13 protein-coding genes are annotated in these 17045 nt (G+C 44.5%); 4 read left to right on the top strand and 9 right to left on the bottom strand.

The genetic code is table 11. The annotated features are described in order from the left end of the window. Positions 1-18: 18 nt before the first annotated feature. Genes msbA through kdsB form a run of 4 tightly spaced genes read left to right on the top strand, consistent with a single transcriptional unit; the run spans position 19 to position 3715 of the window. Positions 19-1767, top strand: a complete 1749-nt coding sequence (gene msbA / locus KHN79_RS09210) for a lipid A ABC transporter ATP-binding protein/permease MsbA (protein ID WP_182008508.1) — start codon at positions 19-21, stop codon at positions 1765-1767. 22 nt (positions 1768-1789) lie between these two features. Further along, positions 1790-2797: a tetraacyldisaccharide 4'-kinase gene (gene lpxK / locus KHN79_RS09205; protein ID WP_182008507.1), complete on the top strand. Its 1008-nt coding sequence runs from the start codon at positions 1790-1792 to the stop codon at positions 2795-2797. Then, positions 2778-2957 (top strand): Trm112 family protein, encoded by a 180-nt coding sequence (locus tag KHN79_RS09200; RefSeq protein WP_005378451.1) that lies wholly within the window; start codon positions 2778-2780, stop codon positions 2955-2957. The genes lpxK and KHN79_RS09200 overlap by 20 nt, the downstream gene beginning before the upstream one ends. Continuing rightward, entirely contained in the window at positions 2957-3715 is a 759-nt protein-coding gene (gene kdsB, locus KHN79_RS09195) for a 3-deoxy-manno-octulosonate cytidylyltransferase (protein ID WP_182008506.1), read from the top strand. The genes KHN79_RS09200 and kdsB overlap by 1 nt, the downstream gene beginning before the upstream one ends. Positions 3716-3784: 69 nt before the next feature. On the opposite strand, the gene KHN79_RS09190 is transcribed toward kdsB, so the two are convergent. From KHN79_RS09190 to KHN79_RS09150, 9 genes are all read right to left on the bottom strand, one after another. After that, complete coding sequence (locus KHN79_RS09190) at positions 3785-5344, bottom strand: SpoVR family protein (RefSeq protein WP_182008505.1); 1560 nt, start codon at positions 5342-5344, stop codon at positions 3785-3787. A gap of 11 nt (positions 5345-5355) precedes the next feature. After that, complete coding sequence (locus KHN79_RS09185; RefSeq protein ID WP_182008504.1) at positions 5356-6627, bottom strand: YeaH/YhbH family protein; 1272 nt, start codon at positions 6625-6627, stop codon at positions 5356-5358. 44 nt (positions 6628-6671) lie between these two features. Then, positions 6672-8606: a PrkA family serine protein kinase gene (locus KHN79_RS09180; RefSeq protein WP_182008503.1), complete on the bottom strand. Its 1935-nt coding sequence runs from the start codon at positions 8604-8606 to the stop codon at positions 6672-6674. Positions 8607-9079: 473 nt separating this feature from the next. Beyond that, positions 9080-9580, bottom strand: a complete 501-nt coding sequence (locus KHN79_RS09175; RefSeq protein ID WP_182008502.1) for a YfbU family protein — start codon at positions 9578-9580, stop codon at positions 9080-9082. Between the two features lie 156 nt (positions 9581-9736). Continuing rightward, positions 9737-10405: an energy-coupling factor ABC transporter permease gene (locus KHN79_RS09170; RefSeq protein WP_182008501.1), complete on the bottom strand. Its 669-nt coding sequence runs from the start codon at positions 10403-10405 to the stop codon at positions 9737-9739. A gap of 337 nt (positions 10406-10742) precedes the next feature. Then, positions 10743-11483: a pyruvate formate lyase 1-activating protein gene (gene pflA / locus KHN79_RS09165; RefSeq protein WP_182008500.1), complete on the bottom strand. Its 741-nt coding sequence runs from the start codon at positions 11481-11483 to the stop codon at positions 10743-10745. A gap of 144 nt (positions 11484-11627) precedes the next feature. Beyond that, positions 11628-12605 carry a lipid A deacylase LpxR family protein gene (locus tag KHN79_RS09160; protein ID WP_182008499.1) on the bottom strand — a complete coding sequence of 326 codons (978 nt, stop codon included), beginning with the start codon at positions 12603-12605 and terminating at the stop codon, positions 11628-11630. 152 nt (positions 12606-12757) lie between these two features. After that, positions 12758-15037 (bottom strand): formate C-acetyltransferase, encoded by a 2280-nt coding sequence (gene pflB / locus KHN79_RS09155; RefSeq protein ID WP_182008498.1) that lies wholly within the window; start codon positions 15035-15037, stop codon positions 12758-12760. A gap of 304 nt (positions 15038-15341) precedes the next feature. Next, positions 15342-16889, bottom strand: coding sequence for a DUF3360 family protein (locus KHN79_RS09150; RefSeq protein WP_182008497.1), 1548 nt, complete (start codon positions 16887-16889; stop codon positions 15342-15344). Between the last annotated feature and the right edge of the window lie 156 nt (positions 16890-17045).

Below are 17045 nucleotides of genomic sequence, written 5' to 3'. Positions count from 1 at the left end.
AGAATACAAAGCACTTCTATGTCGATAAATACTGATGAAACGACTTGGCAGACGTTTAAGCGTCTATGGCTGTATATTCGCCGTTACAAAGCAGGTCTTGTCGTTGCTATCATTGCGTTAGTGATTAATGCTGTCTCAGATACCTATATGATCTCATTACTAAAACCTTTGCTTGATGAAGGTTTTGGAAGTGCAGACTCTAATTTTTTACGCACACTGCCATTGATTATTTTTGTCATGATACTTGTTCGTGGCACAAGCGGGTTTGTTTCCGATTATTGCTTAAGCTGGGTTTCCGGTAATGTCGTCATGCAAATTCGACGGAAGGTATTTAATCACTTTATGCACATGCCGGTATCTTTCTTTGATAAAGAAAAAACCGGTAATCTCCTGTCCCGTATCACTTATGACTCGGAGCAAGTTTCTGCGGCTACAAGCCGGGCTCTGGTAAGTATCGTACGCGAAGGGGCGAGCATTATTGGCTTGCTAGTTCTGATGTTTTACAACAGCTGGCAGCTTTCGTTAGTGTTGTTTGCCGTAGCACCCGCGGTTGCGTGGGGTATTGGGGTTGTATCTAAGCGTTTTAGAAAAATTTCCAAAAACATGCAAACCATGATGGGTAATGTAACCGCTTCAGCAGAGCAAATGCTGAAGGGCCATAAAGTGGTATTGAGTTACGGTGGCCAGGATATTGAGCGTCAACGATTCGATATAGTCAGTAACAAGATGCGCCAGCAGAACATGAAACTGGTAACAGCACAGGCAGCGGCCAACCCAATTATTCAGTTGATCGCTTCTGTTGCTATTGTCACCGTGCTTTACCTGGCAAGTGTCGATTCTATTAAAGAACAGCTGACACCAGGTACGTTTACAGTAGTGTTCTCTGCAATGTTTGCTCTGATGCGCCCTCTTAAAGCACTGACTAACGTAACGTCGCAGTTCCAGCGTGGTATGGCTGCCAGCCAGACGCTGTTTGCTCTAATTGACCTCGAGCCAGAGAAAAACGAAGGTAATTATAAAGTTGATCGTGCAAATGGTGATATCTCTGTGAAAGATGTTACCTTCACTTATGAAGGCGCCGAGAAACCAGCTCTAGAGCGTGTCAGCTTTGATATTCCACGAGGTAAGACGGTTGCGTTGGTCGGGCGTTCGGGTTCAGGTAAGAGTACCATTGCTAATCTGTTTAATCGTTTTTACGATGTGGACAGCGGCTCAATCCTTCTGGACGGGCACGATATTCGTGATTATGAGTTGAAAAATCTGCGTGAGCAATTTGCACTCGTCTCTCAGAATGTTCACTTGTTTAATGACACGATCGCGAACAATATCGCTTACGCAACCGAAGATAACTATCAGCGTAGTGATATCGAGAAAGCAGCTGAACTGGCTCATGCTATGGAGTTTATCAACAAGATGGAAAATGGCCTCGACACCATGATAGGTGAGAATGGGGCGAGTCTGTCTGGTGGTCAGCGTCAGCGTATAGCGATTGCCCGCGCGTTATTGCGTGATGCGCCTGTTCTGGTTCTGGATGAAGCTACGTCAGCGTTGGATACTGAGTCAGAACGCGCTATCCAAGCTGCATTGGACGAGTTGCAAAAAGATAAGACTGTGTTAGTCATCGCTCACCGTCTGTCTACCATTGAAAAGGCTGACGAAATCCTGGTTGTTGATGATGGTGCGATTGTAGAACGCGGAACTCATGACGAACTGATAACGAAAGACGGAGCTTATGCTCAGTTACACCGTATTCAGTTCGGTGGTTAAAATGCAGTTTGGCGGTTAAATTGTGATCGAAAAAATCTGGTTCGGTAATCATCCTCTTAAATATCTGTTGTGGCCGCTGTTGTGGCCGCTGAGTTTATTGTTTGGTGCGATCAGTCAGGCTAAGCGTAAGCAATACCAAACGGGTAAAAAAGTGCCTTACAAAGCACCGGTACCTGTTGTGGTGGTAGGTAATATTACCGCTGGTGGTAATGGTAAAACACCGGTTGTGGTCTGGCTGGTGGAACAACTCCAGCAACTTGGTTATAAACCGGGGGTTGTTTCTCGCGGGTATGGCGCTAAAGCACCGGAATATCCTTTAGTTGTAGATATGGACACGCCGGCAAAATATTGTGGTGATGAGCCTAAACTTATCCGTAGCAGGACAGGCGCGCCTGTTGCCGTTGACCCTGTAAGATCGAACGCGGTCAAAGCTCTATTGGAAGTCGGGGTAGATATCATCATTACCGATGATGGTTTGCAGCATTATGCCCTGGCACGAGATATTGAGTTGGTTATTGTAGACGGCAACCGACGCTTTGGTAACGAAAGCTTGATTCCTTTGGGACCTTTGCGAGAAGGTGTCGAAAGATTGGGTGAAGTAGATTTCGTGATCACCAATGGTGGCCAGGCTCACTCAGGTGAAATCGCGATGTCACTCGCACCTTCAAAAGCGATTAACTTGAAGACAGCGCAGCACGTTGAAGTGTCAGAGTTAGATGATCTGGTTGCATTCGCTGGTATCGGGCACCCGCCTCGATTTTTTAATACACTCAGTGTAATGAATGCGGATGTCAAAGTAACAAAAGGCTTTGCTGACCATCAAGATTTTGACCAGCTAGAATTAGAAGCATTGGCTCTGCAAGGAGCGAATGTGATCATGACTGAGAAAGATGCCGTTAAATGTCGTGAATACGCACAGGATAACTGGTGGTTTCTACCAGTATCTGCTCAGTTTGATGTAAACGACGCAGAGAAAATTTTAAATAGAATAAAAGAGGTTAAAGCGACTTATGGATCATCGCCTGCTTGAGATTGTAGCTTGCCCTGTATGCAAAGGTAAGTTGACGTACGATAAAGATAACCAAGAGCTGATCTGCAAACTGGATCGCCTTGCGTACCCGATTAAAGAGGGGATTCCTGTTCTTCTTGAACCGGAAGCCAGAACCATGAGCATGGACGAGGGACGCTAATGTCTTTTACTGTCGTCATTCCCGCTCGTTATTCCTCCACGCGCTTGCCGGGTAAACCGCTGGCCGATATTGGTGGAAAACCAATGATTCAGTGGGTATATGAACAAGCGATGAAAGCTGGCGCTCAAGATGTCATTATCGCAACGGATGATGAGCGGGTTTCGGTAGCCGCCGAAAAGTTTGGTGGCAAAGTCTGTATGACATCGCCAAATCATGAGTCCGGGACTGAACGTTTAGCAGAAGTTGTCGAGAAAATGGCGATTCCGGCTGACCACATTATCGTTAATGTGCAAGGCGACGAACCATTGATTCCACCTGCTATTATCCGTCAGGTTGCTGACAATCTGGCAGGTTGTGAAGCGCCAATGGCGACACTAGCGGTAGAAATTGAATCGGAAGACGAAGTCTTCAATCCCAACGCTGTTAAAGTGGTGGCAGATTCTCATGGTTATGCGATGTACTTCAGCCGTGCAACGATTCCGTGGGACAGAGATAATTTTGCTAAACAAGGCGCAACGATCGTAAATCCTCTCATGCGTCATATCGGTATTTATGCTTACCGTGCTGGTTTTATCAATACCTATATTAATTGGGCACCAAGCGCATTAGAGCAAATCGAATGTCTGGAGCAATTGCGTGTACTCTGGTACGGAGAGAAAATACATGTAGCGGTTGCTAGTGAAGCACCGGCAGCGGGTGTGGATACACCTGAAGATCTGGAAACGGTACGAGCAATAGTTGCGTCCAACAAGAAATAAGCCCATTGGCAATAAAAAGGCTCCTATTTAGGAGCCTTTGTTTTTAAGGGATTTTTGTGGGGGATGGAATTAGATATTGTTGTCATATTGACTGCGTTTAGGGCAGGTCGCCAGCGTTTCCCGGTGACCCGTATCTTTTACTTCTTGTAAAATAACGTCGAAGCCCCAGATGCGATAGACATGTTTGAGTACCTCTTCATAGCTGTCATCTAAGGGAATGCGGTTATGGGGGACGTACTGCAGAGTTAGTGAGCGGTCACCACGGACATCGACGTTAAATACCTGAATATTAGGCTCTAAGTTCGATAAGTTGTATTGTGCAGCGAGGGTTTCCCGAATACGCTTATAACCCATTTCATCATGAATGGCTGATATTTCGATGAAGTTTTTATGGTCGTCATCTTTAATAGCGAACAGCTTAAAATCACGCATCAACTTCGGAGACAGATATTGGCTGATAAAGCTCTCGTCTTTAAAGTTGTGCATCGCAAAATGCACCGCATCTAACCAATCCGTATCAACCAAATCAGGGAACCATTCTCTGTCTTCATCGGTAGGTTCTTCACAGATTCGTTTGATGTCGCGGAACATCGCAAATCCAAGAGCATACGGGTTAATACCGCTAAAGTACGGGCTGTTGTATGCTGGTTGAGCTACGACACTAGTGTGGCTGTGTAAAAATTCCAGAATGAATTTGTCAGAGACTACGCCTTCATCGTAAAGGTGATTAAGAATGGTGTAATGCCAGAAAGTGGCCCATCCCTCGTTCATTACCTGAGTCTGTTTTTGTGGGTAGAAGTACTGGCTGATTTTACGCACAATACGTATGACTTCACGTTGCCAAGGCTCAAGCAATGGCGCGTGTTTTTCAAAGAAGTAGAGCAAGTTTTCCTGCGGCTCACTAGGGAAACGATCTACAATGTCTTCTTCTTTTGTTTTCGATCTTGGTACGGTTCGCCACAGGTCATTGATTTGAGATTGCAGATAAGCCTCTCTCTCTTCCTGGCGAGCCTTCTCTTCAGTGATGGAAATTTTCTCTGGTCGTTTGTAGCGATCGACGCCAAAGTTCATTAATGCATGGCAAGAATCGAGGAGTTTTTCTACCTCCAAAACGCCATAGCGTTCTTCACACTCTGCCAAGTACTTTTTCGCAAACAACAAGTAGTCAATAATGGAATTTGCGTCTGTCCATGTCTGGAACAGGTAATTACCTTTAAAAAATGAGTTGTGACCATAGCACGCATGCGCCATGACGAGTGCTTGCATCGTAACGGTGTTTTCTTCCATTAAGTATGCGATACACGGATCGGAGTTAATCACTATCTCGTACGCTAAACCCATCTGTCCGTGCTTGTAGTTTTGCTCCGTTTGGATGAACTTTTTACCGAAAGACCAGTGATTGTAATTGATAGGCATACCGATACTTGAGTAGGCGTCCATCATTTGTTCGGAAGTGATCACCTCAATTTGATTTTGATAAGTATCCAAACGATAGTGCTCTGCGACCCGTTTTATCTCTTTGTGGTATCGTTCTAATAAATCAAACGTCCAATCCGGGCCATCAGGCAATAGCTTACTGCTACGTTTCTTGGGAGTCTCTTCCGAGAGGTTTTTTGTTGCGGTACTCATCGCTAGCCTCCTTACGCCGTTTCTTTATGGAAGAGTTCACGGAATACAGGGAAGATATCCTCAACAGAACGGATATTCTTCATCGCGAAGTTCGGAAATTCGTCCGTGAGCTTTTCGTATTCATGCCATAAAGTCTGATGGGAGCGGCGTGTGATCTCGATATAAGAGTAGTACTGACAGTTAGGAAGTAATTTATTCACTAACAAGTCCCTACATCTTGGTGAATCATCCGCCCAGTTATCGCCGTCCGAGGCCTGTGCTGCGTAGATATTCCACTGTCCGACCGGATAGCGTTCTTTAACAATGTCGTCCATCAGTTTTAATGCACTGGATACAATCGTCCCGCCGGTTTCTTGCGAGTAGAAAAACTCATGTTCGTCAACTTCCTTCGCCTGAGTGTGGTGACGAATAAAGACCACTTCTACATTTTCGTAAGTACGGGTTAAGAACAGATAAAGCAGTACATAGAATCGTTTGGCAATGTCTTTGGTTGCCTGATCCATTGACCCCGATACGTCCATTAAGCAGAACATCACCGCCTGGCTAGACGGAACCGGCCTTTTTTCGTAGTTCTTAAAGCGTAAATCAAAGGTATCTATAAATGGTACGCTCTCAATTTTCTGGCGGAGCTCAGTAATTTCCTGCTTGATGCGAGTTTCTTCGAATGGCTGTGCAGGCTCGGAGATTTTTATTCGGGCGAGCTCGTCCTCAAGCTCTCTGAGTAGCCGTTTTTTACTTGCTGTCATGGCTGTTCTTCGAGCCAGCGATTGCTGAAGTGAACGGACGACAGCAATATTAGAAGGTATGCCGGCAGTCTTGAAACCTGCTCGGTGCGTTTTCCACTCGGTAATTTTTGCGATTTGGTTTTTTTCTAAATTCGGTAGTTCGAGGTCTTCAAAAAGAATATCGAGATACTCATCTTTTGATATCTGAAACACAAATTCGTCCTGACCTTCGCCGTCCGGACTTGCGTTTCCCTCGCCAGAGCCACTCCCTTGCCCGCCAGATTTAGGACGCTCGATTTTGTCACCCGTGATGAATTGGTCGTTACCAGGGTGAACACGTTCTCGCAGACCTCCCTGACCTTGATGGAAAATCGGCTCGGTTATGTCTTTGTGCGGTATAGAAACGTCTTCGCCCGTTTCTGTATTGGTGATCGAGCGTCGATTCACTGCGTCTGCTACCGACTCTTTGATTTGCTCTTTATGGCGCTTCAAGAAGCGCTGTCTGTTAACAGCGCTCTTATTCTTGCCATTGAGCCTGCGGTCTATAAATTGCGCCATGAAATAGCCCTCTTCATGTTTCACAAGCGACCTAACTTATTAGGTTAGGATGACTTACGTACTCGTAGGTACCACTCAGAAAGTAGGCGAACCTGTTTCTCGGTATAGCCTTTTTCCATCATGCGAGCGACAAAGTCGTCGTGTTTCCTCTGGTCTTCTGAAGAGGTTTTCGCATTAAATGAGATGACCGGAAGAAGCTCTTCTGTATTAGAGAACATTTTCTTCTCGATAACCGTGCGAAGTTTTTCGTAGCTGGTCCAAACCGGGTTTAGACCATTATTAGTCGCTTTCGCACGAAGCACAAAGTTGACAATTTCGTTTCGGAAATCTTTAGGGTTTGAAATACCCGCAGTTTTCTCGATTTTCTCTAGTTCGGCATTCAGAGAAGCTCTGTCAAATAGCTGACCAGTTTCCGGATCGCGGTACTCTTGATCCTGAATCCAGAAATCAGCGTAGGTGACGTAGCGGTCGAAGATGTTTTGACCATATTCAGAGTACGACTCTAGATAAGCAGTCTGAATTTCTTTGCCAATAAACTCTACGTAACGCGGAACGAGATAGCCTTTCAAAAATTCGAGGTATTTTTCTGCAGTCTCTGAAGGGAACTGTTCACGTTCTACCTGTTGCTCAATAACATAGAACAAGTGAACGGGATTAGCTGCAACTTCACTTTGGTCGAAGTTAAATACACGCGACAAGATTTTAAATGCAAAACGAGTGGACAGACCGCTCATGCCTTCGTCTACGCCTGCGTAATCGCGGTACTCTTGATAGCTTTTGGCTTTAGGATCGGTGTCTTTTAACGTTTCACCATCGTATACGCGCATTTTAGAAAAAATTGACGAGTTTTCTGGTTCTTTCAGGCGGGAAAGAATACTGAATTGTGCCAGAGTCTCTAGCGTACTAGGTGAGCAGGGTGCTTGAGACAGCTCACTGTTTTCAAGCAGTTTTTGGTATATCTTGACTTCTTCCGAAACACGCAGACAGTAAGGTACCTTGACGATGTAAACACGGTCGAGGAAAGCCTCGTTGTTCTTGTTGTTACGGAACGTTTGCCATTCGGACTCATTCGAGTGAGCCAAAATCATGCCATCGAACGGAATCGCTGAAAGACCCTCTGTACCATTAAAGTTGCCTTCCTGGGTTGCAGTAAGCAACGGGTGAAGCACTTTAATTGGTGCCTTGAACATCTCAACAAACTCCATCAAGCCCTGGTTGGCCTTACAGAGTGCGCCAGAGTAGCTGTAAGCGTCCGGGTCATCCTGGGAGAAATGCTCAAGTTTACGGATATCCACCTTACCCACTAGGGATGAAATGTCCTGGTTGTTCTCATCACCGGGCTCAGTTTTCGCTACCCCTATTTGGTCCAGGATAGAAGGACGCACTTTAACTACTTTAAACTTGGTAATGTCCCCGCCGAATTCGTGCAGGCGTTTAGCTGCCCATGGTGACATGATTGAGCGCAGGTAGCGCTGTTCGATGCCATACTCTTTCTTCAGAATTTCGCCATCTTCCGAGGCTTTAAACAAACAGAAAGGATGGTCATTAACTGGGCTGCGATGCCCATCTACACTCAGAACATAAATCGGCATCTGTTCCATCAGTGCTTTTAGTTTTTCTGCAAGTGATGATTTACCGCCGCCCACAGGACCGAGTAGATAAAGGATCTGCTTACGCTCTTCCAAGCCTTGAGCAGCATGTTTCAGGTAAGAAACGATTTGCTCGATGGCTTCTTCCATGCCATAGAAGTCTTTAAACGTTGAATAACGCGAGATAACACGGTTTGAGAAGATACGGCTTAATCTCGGGTCCTTCGCTGTATCAATTATTTCTGGCTCACCAATTGCCATCAGTAGCCGTTCTGCTGCATTTGCATAAGCGCTTTTGTCATCCTTGCACAGGGCTAGAAACTCCTGTAACGACATCTCTTCATCTTTTGCAGCTTCATATCTAGATTGATAGTGGTCGAAAATACTCATGTCGCTTTCCCCTTAATAGTCAGTCTACCGACGAACGTTGATGAAGGCTTATCCACCTGTTGTCATGCTCTTGGTTGTCTGAATGTATACGGACTGTCGGTTAGAATGGTTTGAACAGAACGTAAGTTGGGAGACACCAAACACTTTGCTTTATGGTCAGATTTATCATCACAACGGTGATTTTTGGAATTGAATCATTCAATCACAGCCTTTCTCTACTTAATCGTAGTTCGGGATTTGCAATTCTGCTTAACAATTATGAATTTATTCGTGAAACTGACCTTTCCTTCAATTATTGCCAAATCGCTAAATTGTTTTGCGTGCAGCCGCATTTATAAATCATATATTTGGTGTGCAATGGCTATAGTGAGTGATTAATAGTCTGGTTAGTACAAAGGTTGGTGGATAAATGCGAGTTTGGCGAGGGCGTAAAAAAGGAGAGCTTTCGCTCTCCCTTTTAAATGGGTGCGTAGTTATGCACTAAATATCTGTGATAATTCATTCGCGCACAGATGGTACTGGCGTGGGCAGTTACGCCAGGTTTGCAGCATTCGACGGTATTTATCTAACATCGGCATCTGGCTGTTAAAGTGGTGATCCGCTTTATCAAATTGCGGATACAAGCCTTCGGAATCTACCAAAAAGCGTACGTAATGCAGCTGCTGTGCTTCTGTTGCGATATCAAAGCCAAGGAACTGCAGCCGACGTTGGTCGACTTTATTGCGTTCTTCCGCATCGAGAAGATTATTAGACTCTTGCATTGCATGGTACATCTCCATGATGTCGATAATTTCGCGACATTCAGCTTCAGTAATGCGACCAAAATCTTTGTTCAACTCACACATCTGCAGGCCGTAACCACGTTCAACGATCGTCTGTAATCGTTTATATTTAGCAGCATTACCGGGATCAAGTTGAGACATCAGGTTGTACTGGTTTGATAGGATCAAACGTTGAGCGTTTGACATTTCCATGGGTGACCTCACTAACTAATCTAATACATTTTTAATGTGCTTAGGTTAACGCTTCAGACACGAGTGAAACATGATCTCAACACATATTTAATATGAAAAAATGGCAAGAATTTCTCAATTCCTCCAGCTTTCATTATCGAATATTTCAAAGTATATCTACTTTTTATGATAGTGGTTGTAGATGTAGTCTCTGTCGGAGAAAACCCTTAACCATTCAGGTTTGAATACGGTCAATACCGCGAGTGACATACCGTTGAGTAAGCCTTCAGGGAAGGCAAGTAGAGGCACAAATATAAAGTAGTTGTGTTGTATTGTTTCCCAGTCGTAGTGACCAACGGATAAATGATAGAAAGAATTCAGCAAGAGGTGCAAGCTACCAGTGATAGCCCCGTTGAAGAAACCGGCGACAAAGATGAACACGAAGATGTTACGCGGTAGATAGTGGTAGCTAAGTATGAATACTAGGTAACTGATTAAAATAGGAAGTAGCGCGGACAACATCAGCGAGCTTGGTAACAGCAGTAGGGAAGTGCCATGTATCCAATGATTAACCACCATTGCCGGAATCGTGATTAAAAACGCCATACGCCAGCCGTACATCATGGTTAATGTGGTTAACGCAAGAAAATGTATTTTTAGTCCGTCTTTTACGCCGGCTTGCGCCGACCACAAAATGGTTAGTAGAAAAATTGTCGCAAAAACAATGTGCTGAAATGATTTCTCTTGTTCTAGCTTAGGCCAAACTGCTTTTTTCCAATCAGGTAAGCAAAAGGCAATGATTACCAAAATGACAGCGACTAATGAGGCGAAGTTAAACCAATCCATGATTTTTCCTAATACTATTCCTTGTTACTTTTACGATGATACCAATCGTAGTAAATAACTGGTCATTCTATCTTGTTAAAATGCTCAATAGCTGCGTTACCTTTTCGTTTATAAAGAAGTTTGATTGTAGAATAACTACTTATCGAAAAATTGAGCCTTGCTCTCAAGTATTTTTCCTGCGCTATCTCTGATCACTTATTTACTGTGATTGGTATGACTCTGCTGAGTCGGCGCTATTCTACATGGACGAAACGTGTAAATAACCAATTTGATATAACAGAAATTAAAAATACCAACCCAGAAGGATTGGTATTTGTGAAAGGAAATTATCTGTTTCTTAGTATTTTACGTTTGAGTGGTACTGCGAAAGGATCGACTGGATTTCATCCATCGTCTCTTTAGATGGTGGGTTGACACCTTCGAGCGGGTATTCAAAACCAAGCGCTTCCCACTTGTGTGCACCGAGTTTATGGTAAGGGAGCAATTCGACTTTCTCGATGTTACCCATCTCTTTAATAAATTCACCAAGCATGTGAGCAGCTTCTGGATCGTCGGTGTAACCTGGCACCACAACATAACGGATCCAAGTTTTCTGGTCGATTTTGTTCAGGTAACGAGCAAAGTCGAGAGTACGTTTGTTGGACACACCGATTAAGTCCTGATGGACTTCATCTTTCATGTGTTTGATATCAAGCATGACTAGGTCGGTTGCATCCAGCACTTCATCGATGACATCTGTGTGCTTACGAACATAGCCATTTGTGTCAAGACAGGTATGAATGCCTTCTGCTTTTGCGGCTCTGAAGAAGTCACGGACGAACTCTGGTTGAAGCATCGCCTCACCACCTGAACAAGTTACGCCGCCACCCGATGCATTCATGAAATGGCGATAAGATTTAGCTTCAGAAATGATTTCTTCAACAGTAACTTCTTTACCTTTATGCGTATCCCAGGTATCGCGGTTATGACAATACTTACAACGCATCAGGCAGCCTTGCAAAAAGACGATAAAACGAATTCCGGGTCCGTCTACAGTACCACATGACTCAAATGAGTGAATACGACCAGTTGTTGACATCTTTTGCTCTCATTACTAATGAAGTGTTGCTGTTATTTTATTACAAAAAACAGGGTTAAAACAGTCTTGTAGGTTTTTAAACTAGTGTAATAAGAGTAGAGAAAATGGCCAATAATATTAGCCATTTTTAAAGAGAAGGAAAGATCAGAAGAAGGCGAAGAGAGAAAGCGAACCTGTACCGTATACGTCGGTTTGTGACTCTTTATACTCCGGAGTTTTAACAGTAAATGTTAAGCTTGCTCCGTAATGTTGGTTATACCAGGTGGCACCAGCAACCGCGCTGCTTTGCCATGGCTGTAATGTGACATCGTAGGGAGCTGACGACCCTGGTATGCCTGAGCGATCGCCTTCAAGAGTAATATCGTTGAAACGGTATCGGCCTTCAAATCCGGTAAAGACAAACCAGCTTGCCGTGTCATCAGCGAGCATACTTGCAGAGAAGGGACTTTCAACACTGATATTTGCCGCACCGATACTACTCCCCAAGTTTGTTCCCCAGCGGAACATCACACCTTGGGAAATGTCACTGCGGAAGTTACCTGCGTTAATGTCATTCACATTGGTGATTTCCCATTGAGTACGCTTACCTTCACTGCGAATGAGTTTGTTGAATGCTCGGTAACCAATACTAAATGCTAAATAGTCGTCGATTTGGTAGTCCCAACCTTGTGGATCTGTGGAACCAGTAATGCTGTGAACCAGTGACTGAGCTTTTTCGGATAATGAGCTTTCACCGGTTGCGCCTATAGTAAGATTGTAACGTACCGCTTTGTCTGAAGTGAGCGACAGGTAATTCATCTCAGTGTGCAGATAGCCAGCATAGGGGCGATCATTTATCAAAGGGTAATCTGCTTCTATTTCGCTGGGGGTCCACATTTTATGGCCGAGCACCAGCTCAATTTTATCGATGTTTGAAGATGCAGAGTTATCTAAGCTAAGCCAGCTCCATTGACTTTCTTTTCTTAGTTGTCCGGTAGCGTAAGCGAAAAATATACCGTTTGTGTAATCTTGGTCTACGCCAAAGATTCCATCGTTATCGAGAGTAAATGAAACTGTCGATTTAGTAGAGGCAAGAGCGGCAGGAGCGATAAGGGCGAGAGTAACTAATTTTTTGAACTTCATATGATGTTTTAAATAACTTTTTTCAAATCATACGTAATATTCGCATCAAAGTCTTTTGTCATGTCACAAGATTAGTGTTGAAAATAAAAAAGAGCCGATGCTGAAAAGCATCGGCTCTTTTGGCAGAATTAAAGTTCTATTTCACTAGCGTCTTATAGAGACTCTGTGAAGGTACGTGCGATAACGTCAGCTTGCTGTTCAGCAGTCAGAGAGTTGAAACGTACAGCGTAACCCGATACACGGATAGTTAGCTGAGGGTACTTCTCTGGGTGTTTAACTGCGTCTTCTAGAGTGTCGCGGTTAAGAACGTTAACGTTTAGGTGTTGACCACCCTCTAGCTTGCCAGCTTCGTGGTGGAAGTAACCATCCATCAGACCTGCAAGGTTAGCACGTTGGCTAGTCTCTTCTTTACCTAGTGCATTAGGTACGATAGAGAATGTGTAAGAAATACCATCTTGAGCGTCAGCAAACGGTAGTTTCGCTACTGAAGTCAGAGATGCAACTGCACCTTTCTCGTCACGACCGTGCATTGGGTTTGCACCAGGTGCAAATGGAGTACCAGCACGACGACCGTCAGGCGTGTTACCAGTTTTCTTACCGTATACCACGTTTGAAGTGATAGTAAGAATTGACTGAGTAGGGATCGCGTTACGGTAAGTCTTAAGCTCTCGGATCTTGTTCATAAATACAGATACAAGTTCACAAGCGATGTCATCTACGCGAGGGTCGTTGTTACCGAATTTAGGGTAATCGCCTTCAATTTCGAAGTCGATTGCCAGACCATCTTCATCACGAACAGGTTTAACTTTTGCGTATTTGATTGCTGATAGTGAGTCAGCTGCAACAGACAGACCTGCAATACCGCATGCCATAGTACGGATAACGTCACGATCGTGCAGAGCCATTAGTGATGCTTCGTAGCTGTACTTGTCGTGCATGAAGTGAATAGCGTTTAGTGCAGTCACGTACTGCTTAGCCAGCCAATCCATGAAGTGATCCATTTTTTCCCATAGTTCGTCGAACTCTAGGTACTCACCTGCGATCTTGTCCATCTTAGGACCAACTTGAATCTTCAGCTTCTCATCGATACCGCCGTTGATTGTGTAAAGCATAGTCTTAGCGAGGTTCGCACGAGCACCAAAGAACTGCATTTGCTTACCAACAACCATTGGAGATACACAACACGCGATAGCGTAGTCGTCAGAGTTCATGTCTGGACGCATTAGGTCGTCGTTTTCGTACTGGATAGAAGAAGTATCGATAGATACTTTCGCACAGAAACGTTTGAAACCGTCTGGAAGCGCTTCAGACCAAAGAACCGTGATGTTTGGCTCTGGAGAAGGACCCATAGTGTATAGGCTGTTTAGGAAACGGAAGTTAGAACGCGTAACTAGCGTACGACCGTCAAGACCCATACCACCCATAGATTCTGTTGCCCAGATTGGGTCGCCAGAGAATAGCTCATCGTACTCAGGAGTACGTAGGAAACGAACCATACGTAGTTTCATTACGAAGTGGTCGATCATTTCCTGAGCTTGAGCTTCAGTGATTTTACCTGCAGCGATATCACGCTCGATGAACACGTCTAGGAACGTAGAAGTACGGCCTAGAGACATTGCAGCACCGTTTTGAGACTTAACTGCCGCTAGGTAGCCGAAGTAAGTCCACTGGATAGCTTCTTGTGCAGTTGTAGCTGGGCCAGAAATATCGAAACCGTATTTCGCAGCCATAGTTTTGATTTGACCTAGAGCGCGGTGTTGCTCTGCAATTTCTTCACGAAGTTGCATAGTCATATGAAGATCTTCGCCGTTCTCAAAACGCTCTTGTAGAGACGTGAATTGAGCTAGCTTGTCTTTCATTAGGAAGTCGATACCGTATAGTGCAACACGACGGTAGTCACCAATGATACGACCACGGCCGTACGCATCTGGAAGACCAGTCAGTACACCAGACTTACGACATGCAAGGATGTCAGGAGTGTAGATGTCGAAAACACCAGCGTTGTGTGTTTTACGGTATTCTGTGTAGATTTTTGAAACCATTGGGTCAAGTTCGCGATCGTAAGCTTTGCACGAACCTTCAACCATACGGATACCACCGTTAGGGATGATTGCACGCTTAAGAGGCGCTTCAGTTTGAAGACCAACGATAGTTTCAAGATCTTTTTCGATGTAGCCTGCATCGTGAGCAGTGATGGTAGAGATAACTGAAGTATCAAAATCAACAGGAGCGTGAGTCGAGTTCTCTTGTTTGATACCTTCCATTACCTTAGCCCAAAGCTTGTTAGTCGCTTCAGTACCTTCAGAAACTAGGAAAGATTCGTCGCCTTCGTACGGAGTGTAGTTCTTCTGAATGAAATCACGAACGTTTACTTCGTTTTGCCAGTCGCCTGCCGCAAAACCTTCCCAAGCTTTAGCAAATTGCTCTGCCATGACATACCTACCTTTTTAGTAGAAAAAAATACGTACTGCTTCGCCGTTGAGCCAGCTATCCCCGATTTACTGGGGAACAGTACACTCTTATGAATAACAATATTTATAGTCTGAATTCCACAAGATTGGGTTACAAAACCATAAATATTGTCACTCGTCTTTACGTCGACCTTCTGAAGTAACAAAGTCAGAGTAGACTAAAATTTTTCTGTAAACCTTAAACTAAATCAATAAATGATAAACTTTTTGGATAAAAATTGGGTAGCGACAAGCGCTACCCATAAATTTTTTTGAGCGTTCGGCATTATAGCCAAGCTTTCAATCCATATTGGGCTTCTAGCATACCAACTGCAAGCATAGCAACCAAACAGATAATGAACACGCCTACCGGTATGATGATTTTATCGGCAAAAGACAGGCGAGCTGCGCGCTCTTTATCACCAATCAGGCCGTTGTTATCTAGGAACATGGTTAGTGCCCAAGCAAGAACCGGGTTTGCAACGATAGAACCAAAGATACAGATACCAGCAGCTTGTGAGTCTTTAGTGTCACGAACCATCTGCATACCAGCTTCAAGCAAAGGAAGAGATACACCAACTAGTAGTGCTACTCGCATCACTGGTGGCCATACTGCAACATCCATTGGGAAACCTAGAATTGCTACGATAATACATAGAGACCCAAGAAGGATTGCACCGCCTGGAATAGGGCGCTTAGCAATCGCTGCTGGAATCATGTAAGTACCCCAAGATGAAGTGATGTTACCGCCACCAACAGCAGTACCAACCATCTGGCGAACAGAACACATGGTCATAGTGTCATCCACGTCCATCAATACTTTTTCAGACTTACGCGGGTAGTTCATTTCCTGGAAGATACGGTGGCCAAGGAAGTCAGGAGACCACATAGCAACAGCAAGGATTGCGAATGGCAGAGATGCGATAAAGTGTTCCACATTAGGTAGACCAAGCATCCAACCTTGCTCAGTGCTCCCCCACCAGTAAACAGGGTTTAGGTTTGGCAGACCGGTTTGAGTTTCAAACTTAATGTCAAAACCTGCGCCAAACAGCAGCGCTATAGCAAGGCCTGTGAACGCACAAACTGGGATAGCCAACCAGCGCTTGTTTACTTTTGCAAGGTAAGCATAAATAGCAACCGTGACGCCAAGTACCACTAAACCAACATAACCCATACTACCAGCGGCAACGTCTGCTGATTGCAGGCCAGTGGCCCAAGCTTGGATGGAATTAATCTGGCTGATTGTACCGGTTAAACCTAAGAATATGAGCAAGCCGCCGGCGGTGCCTTCGGAGGTGAGGTTGACGAGTTTTGACCCCCCTTTGAGGAAGCTAAGAATAAGGCCAAAGATACCGATAAGGATAGCTAGAGCAAGTGGGTGAGCACCTGCAAGAGCGATAGTTCCGATCAAAGGAATCATCGGACCGTGGTTACCTGCAAGGTTAGCTTTAGGGTTGAAAATACCAGAAGCTAGAATACAGAAGAGAAGTGCAGGGATAAGCATTTCAACACGAGCAACTTCGATAGCAAACTCTTTGGTTAAATGCACATGGTCCCAGGCTTGGGTTAAGCCTTCTGCCCAAGACATCATTACTGCAGAGTACATCGCAATAATACCGATAGTACCCGCAATAGCAGGAACGAAGTCTTCTAGCTCAAAGCGGAAATCACGACCTGGCAAGTTTAAGCCGAAACGACGCGGCTTCATGATTTGTAGTTCGTGGTCTAGGTAGTCTGAACGACTGGCGAACTCAGATGCTGGACGATGAAGCTCACTGTAGCTCTTGGTCTCGATATCCGAATCAGAGTGCACTTTATTCACTGCGTCTGACATAGATTCCTCATATATTTAAAAGTTATGAATTCTTGATTCAGTTGCGTTGTTCCGCATCGTGCGGTACATCCTATGCTTTAGCTATTGTTAGATTTGTTGCACGTTCATCATGTGCCTAAGCATAGCTAATAACTTGTTGTCTTGAGGCAAAAAACT

Origin of the sequence: Vibrio sp. B1FLJ16 (assembly GCF_905175385.1) — a bacterium.
Lineage (GTDB): Bacteria > Pseudomonadota > Gammaproteobacteria > Enterobacterales > Vibrionaceae > Vibrio.
This window is presented reverse-complemented; position numbering and strand designations above follow the sequence as displayed.

Coding starts and splice junctions, on each gene's coding strand:
- msbA (WP_182008508.1), top strand. CDS start 19: ATGTCGATAAATACTGATGAAACGACTTGGCAGACGTTTAAGCGTCTA.
- KHN79_RS09200 (WP_005378451.1), top strand. CDS start 2,778: ATGGATCATCGCCTGCTTGAGATTGTAGCTTGCCCTGTATGCAAAGGT.
- kdsB (WP_182008506.1), top strand. CDS start 2,957: ATGTCTTTTACTGTCGTCATTCCCGCTCGTTATTCCTCCACGCGCTTG.
- KHN79_RS09190 (WP_182008505.1), bottom strand. CDS start 5,344: ATGAGTACCGCAACAAAAAACCTCTCGGAAGAGACTCCCAAGAAACGT.
- KHN79_RS09185 (WP_182008504.1), bottom strand. CDS start 6,627: ATGGCGCAATTTATAGACCGCAGGCTCAATGGCAAGAATAAGAGCGCT.
- KHN79_RS09180 (WP_182008503.1), bottom strand. CDS start 8,606: ATGAGTATTTTCGACCACTATCAATCTAGATATGAAGCTGCAAAAGAT.
- KHN79_RS09175 (WP_182008502.1), bottom strand. CDS start 9,580: ATGGAAATGTCAAACGCTCAACGTTTGATCCTATCAAACCAGTACAAC.
- KHN79_RS09170 (WP_182008501.1), bottom strand. CDS start 10,405: ATGGATTGGTTTAACTTCGCCTCATTAGTCGCTGTCATTTTGGTAATC.
- pflA (WP_182008500.1), bottom strand. CDS start 11,483: ATGTCAACAACTGGTCGTATTCACTCATTTGAGTCATGTGGTACTGTA.
- KHN79_RS09160 (WP_182008499.1), bottom strand. CDS start 12,605: ATGAAGTTCAAAAAATTAGTTACTCTCGCCCTTATCGCTCCTGCCGCT.
- pflB (WP_182008498.1), bottom strand. CDS start 15,037: ATGGCAGAGCAATTTGCTAAAGCTTGGGAAGGTTTTGCGGCAGGCGAC.
- KHN79_RS09150 (WP_182008497.1), bottom strand. CDS start 16,889: ATGTCAGACGCAGTGAATAAAGTGCACTCTGATTCGGATATCGAGACC.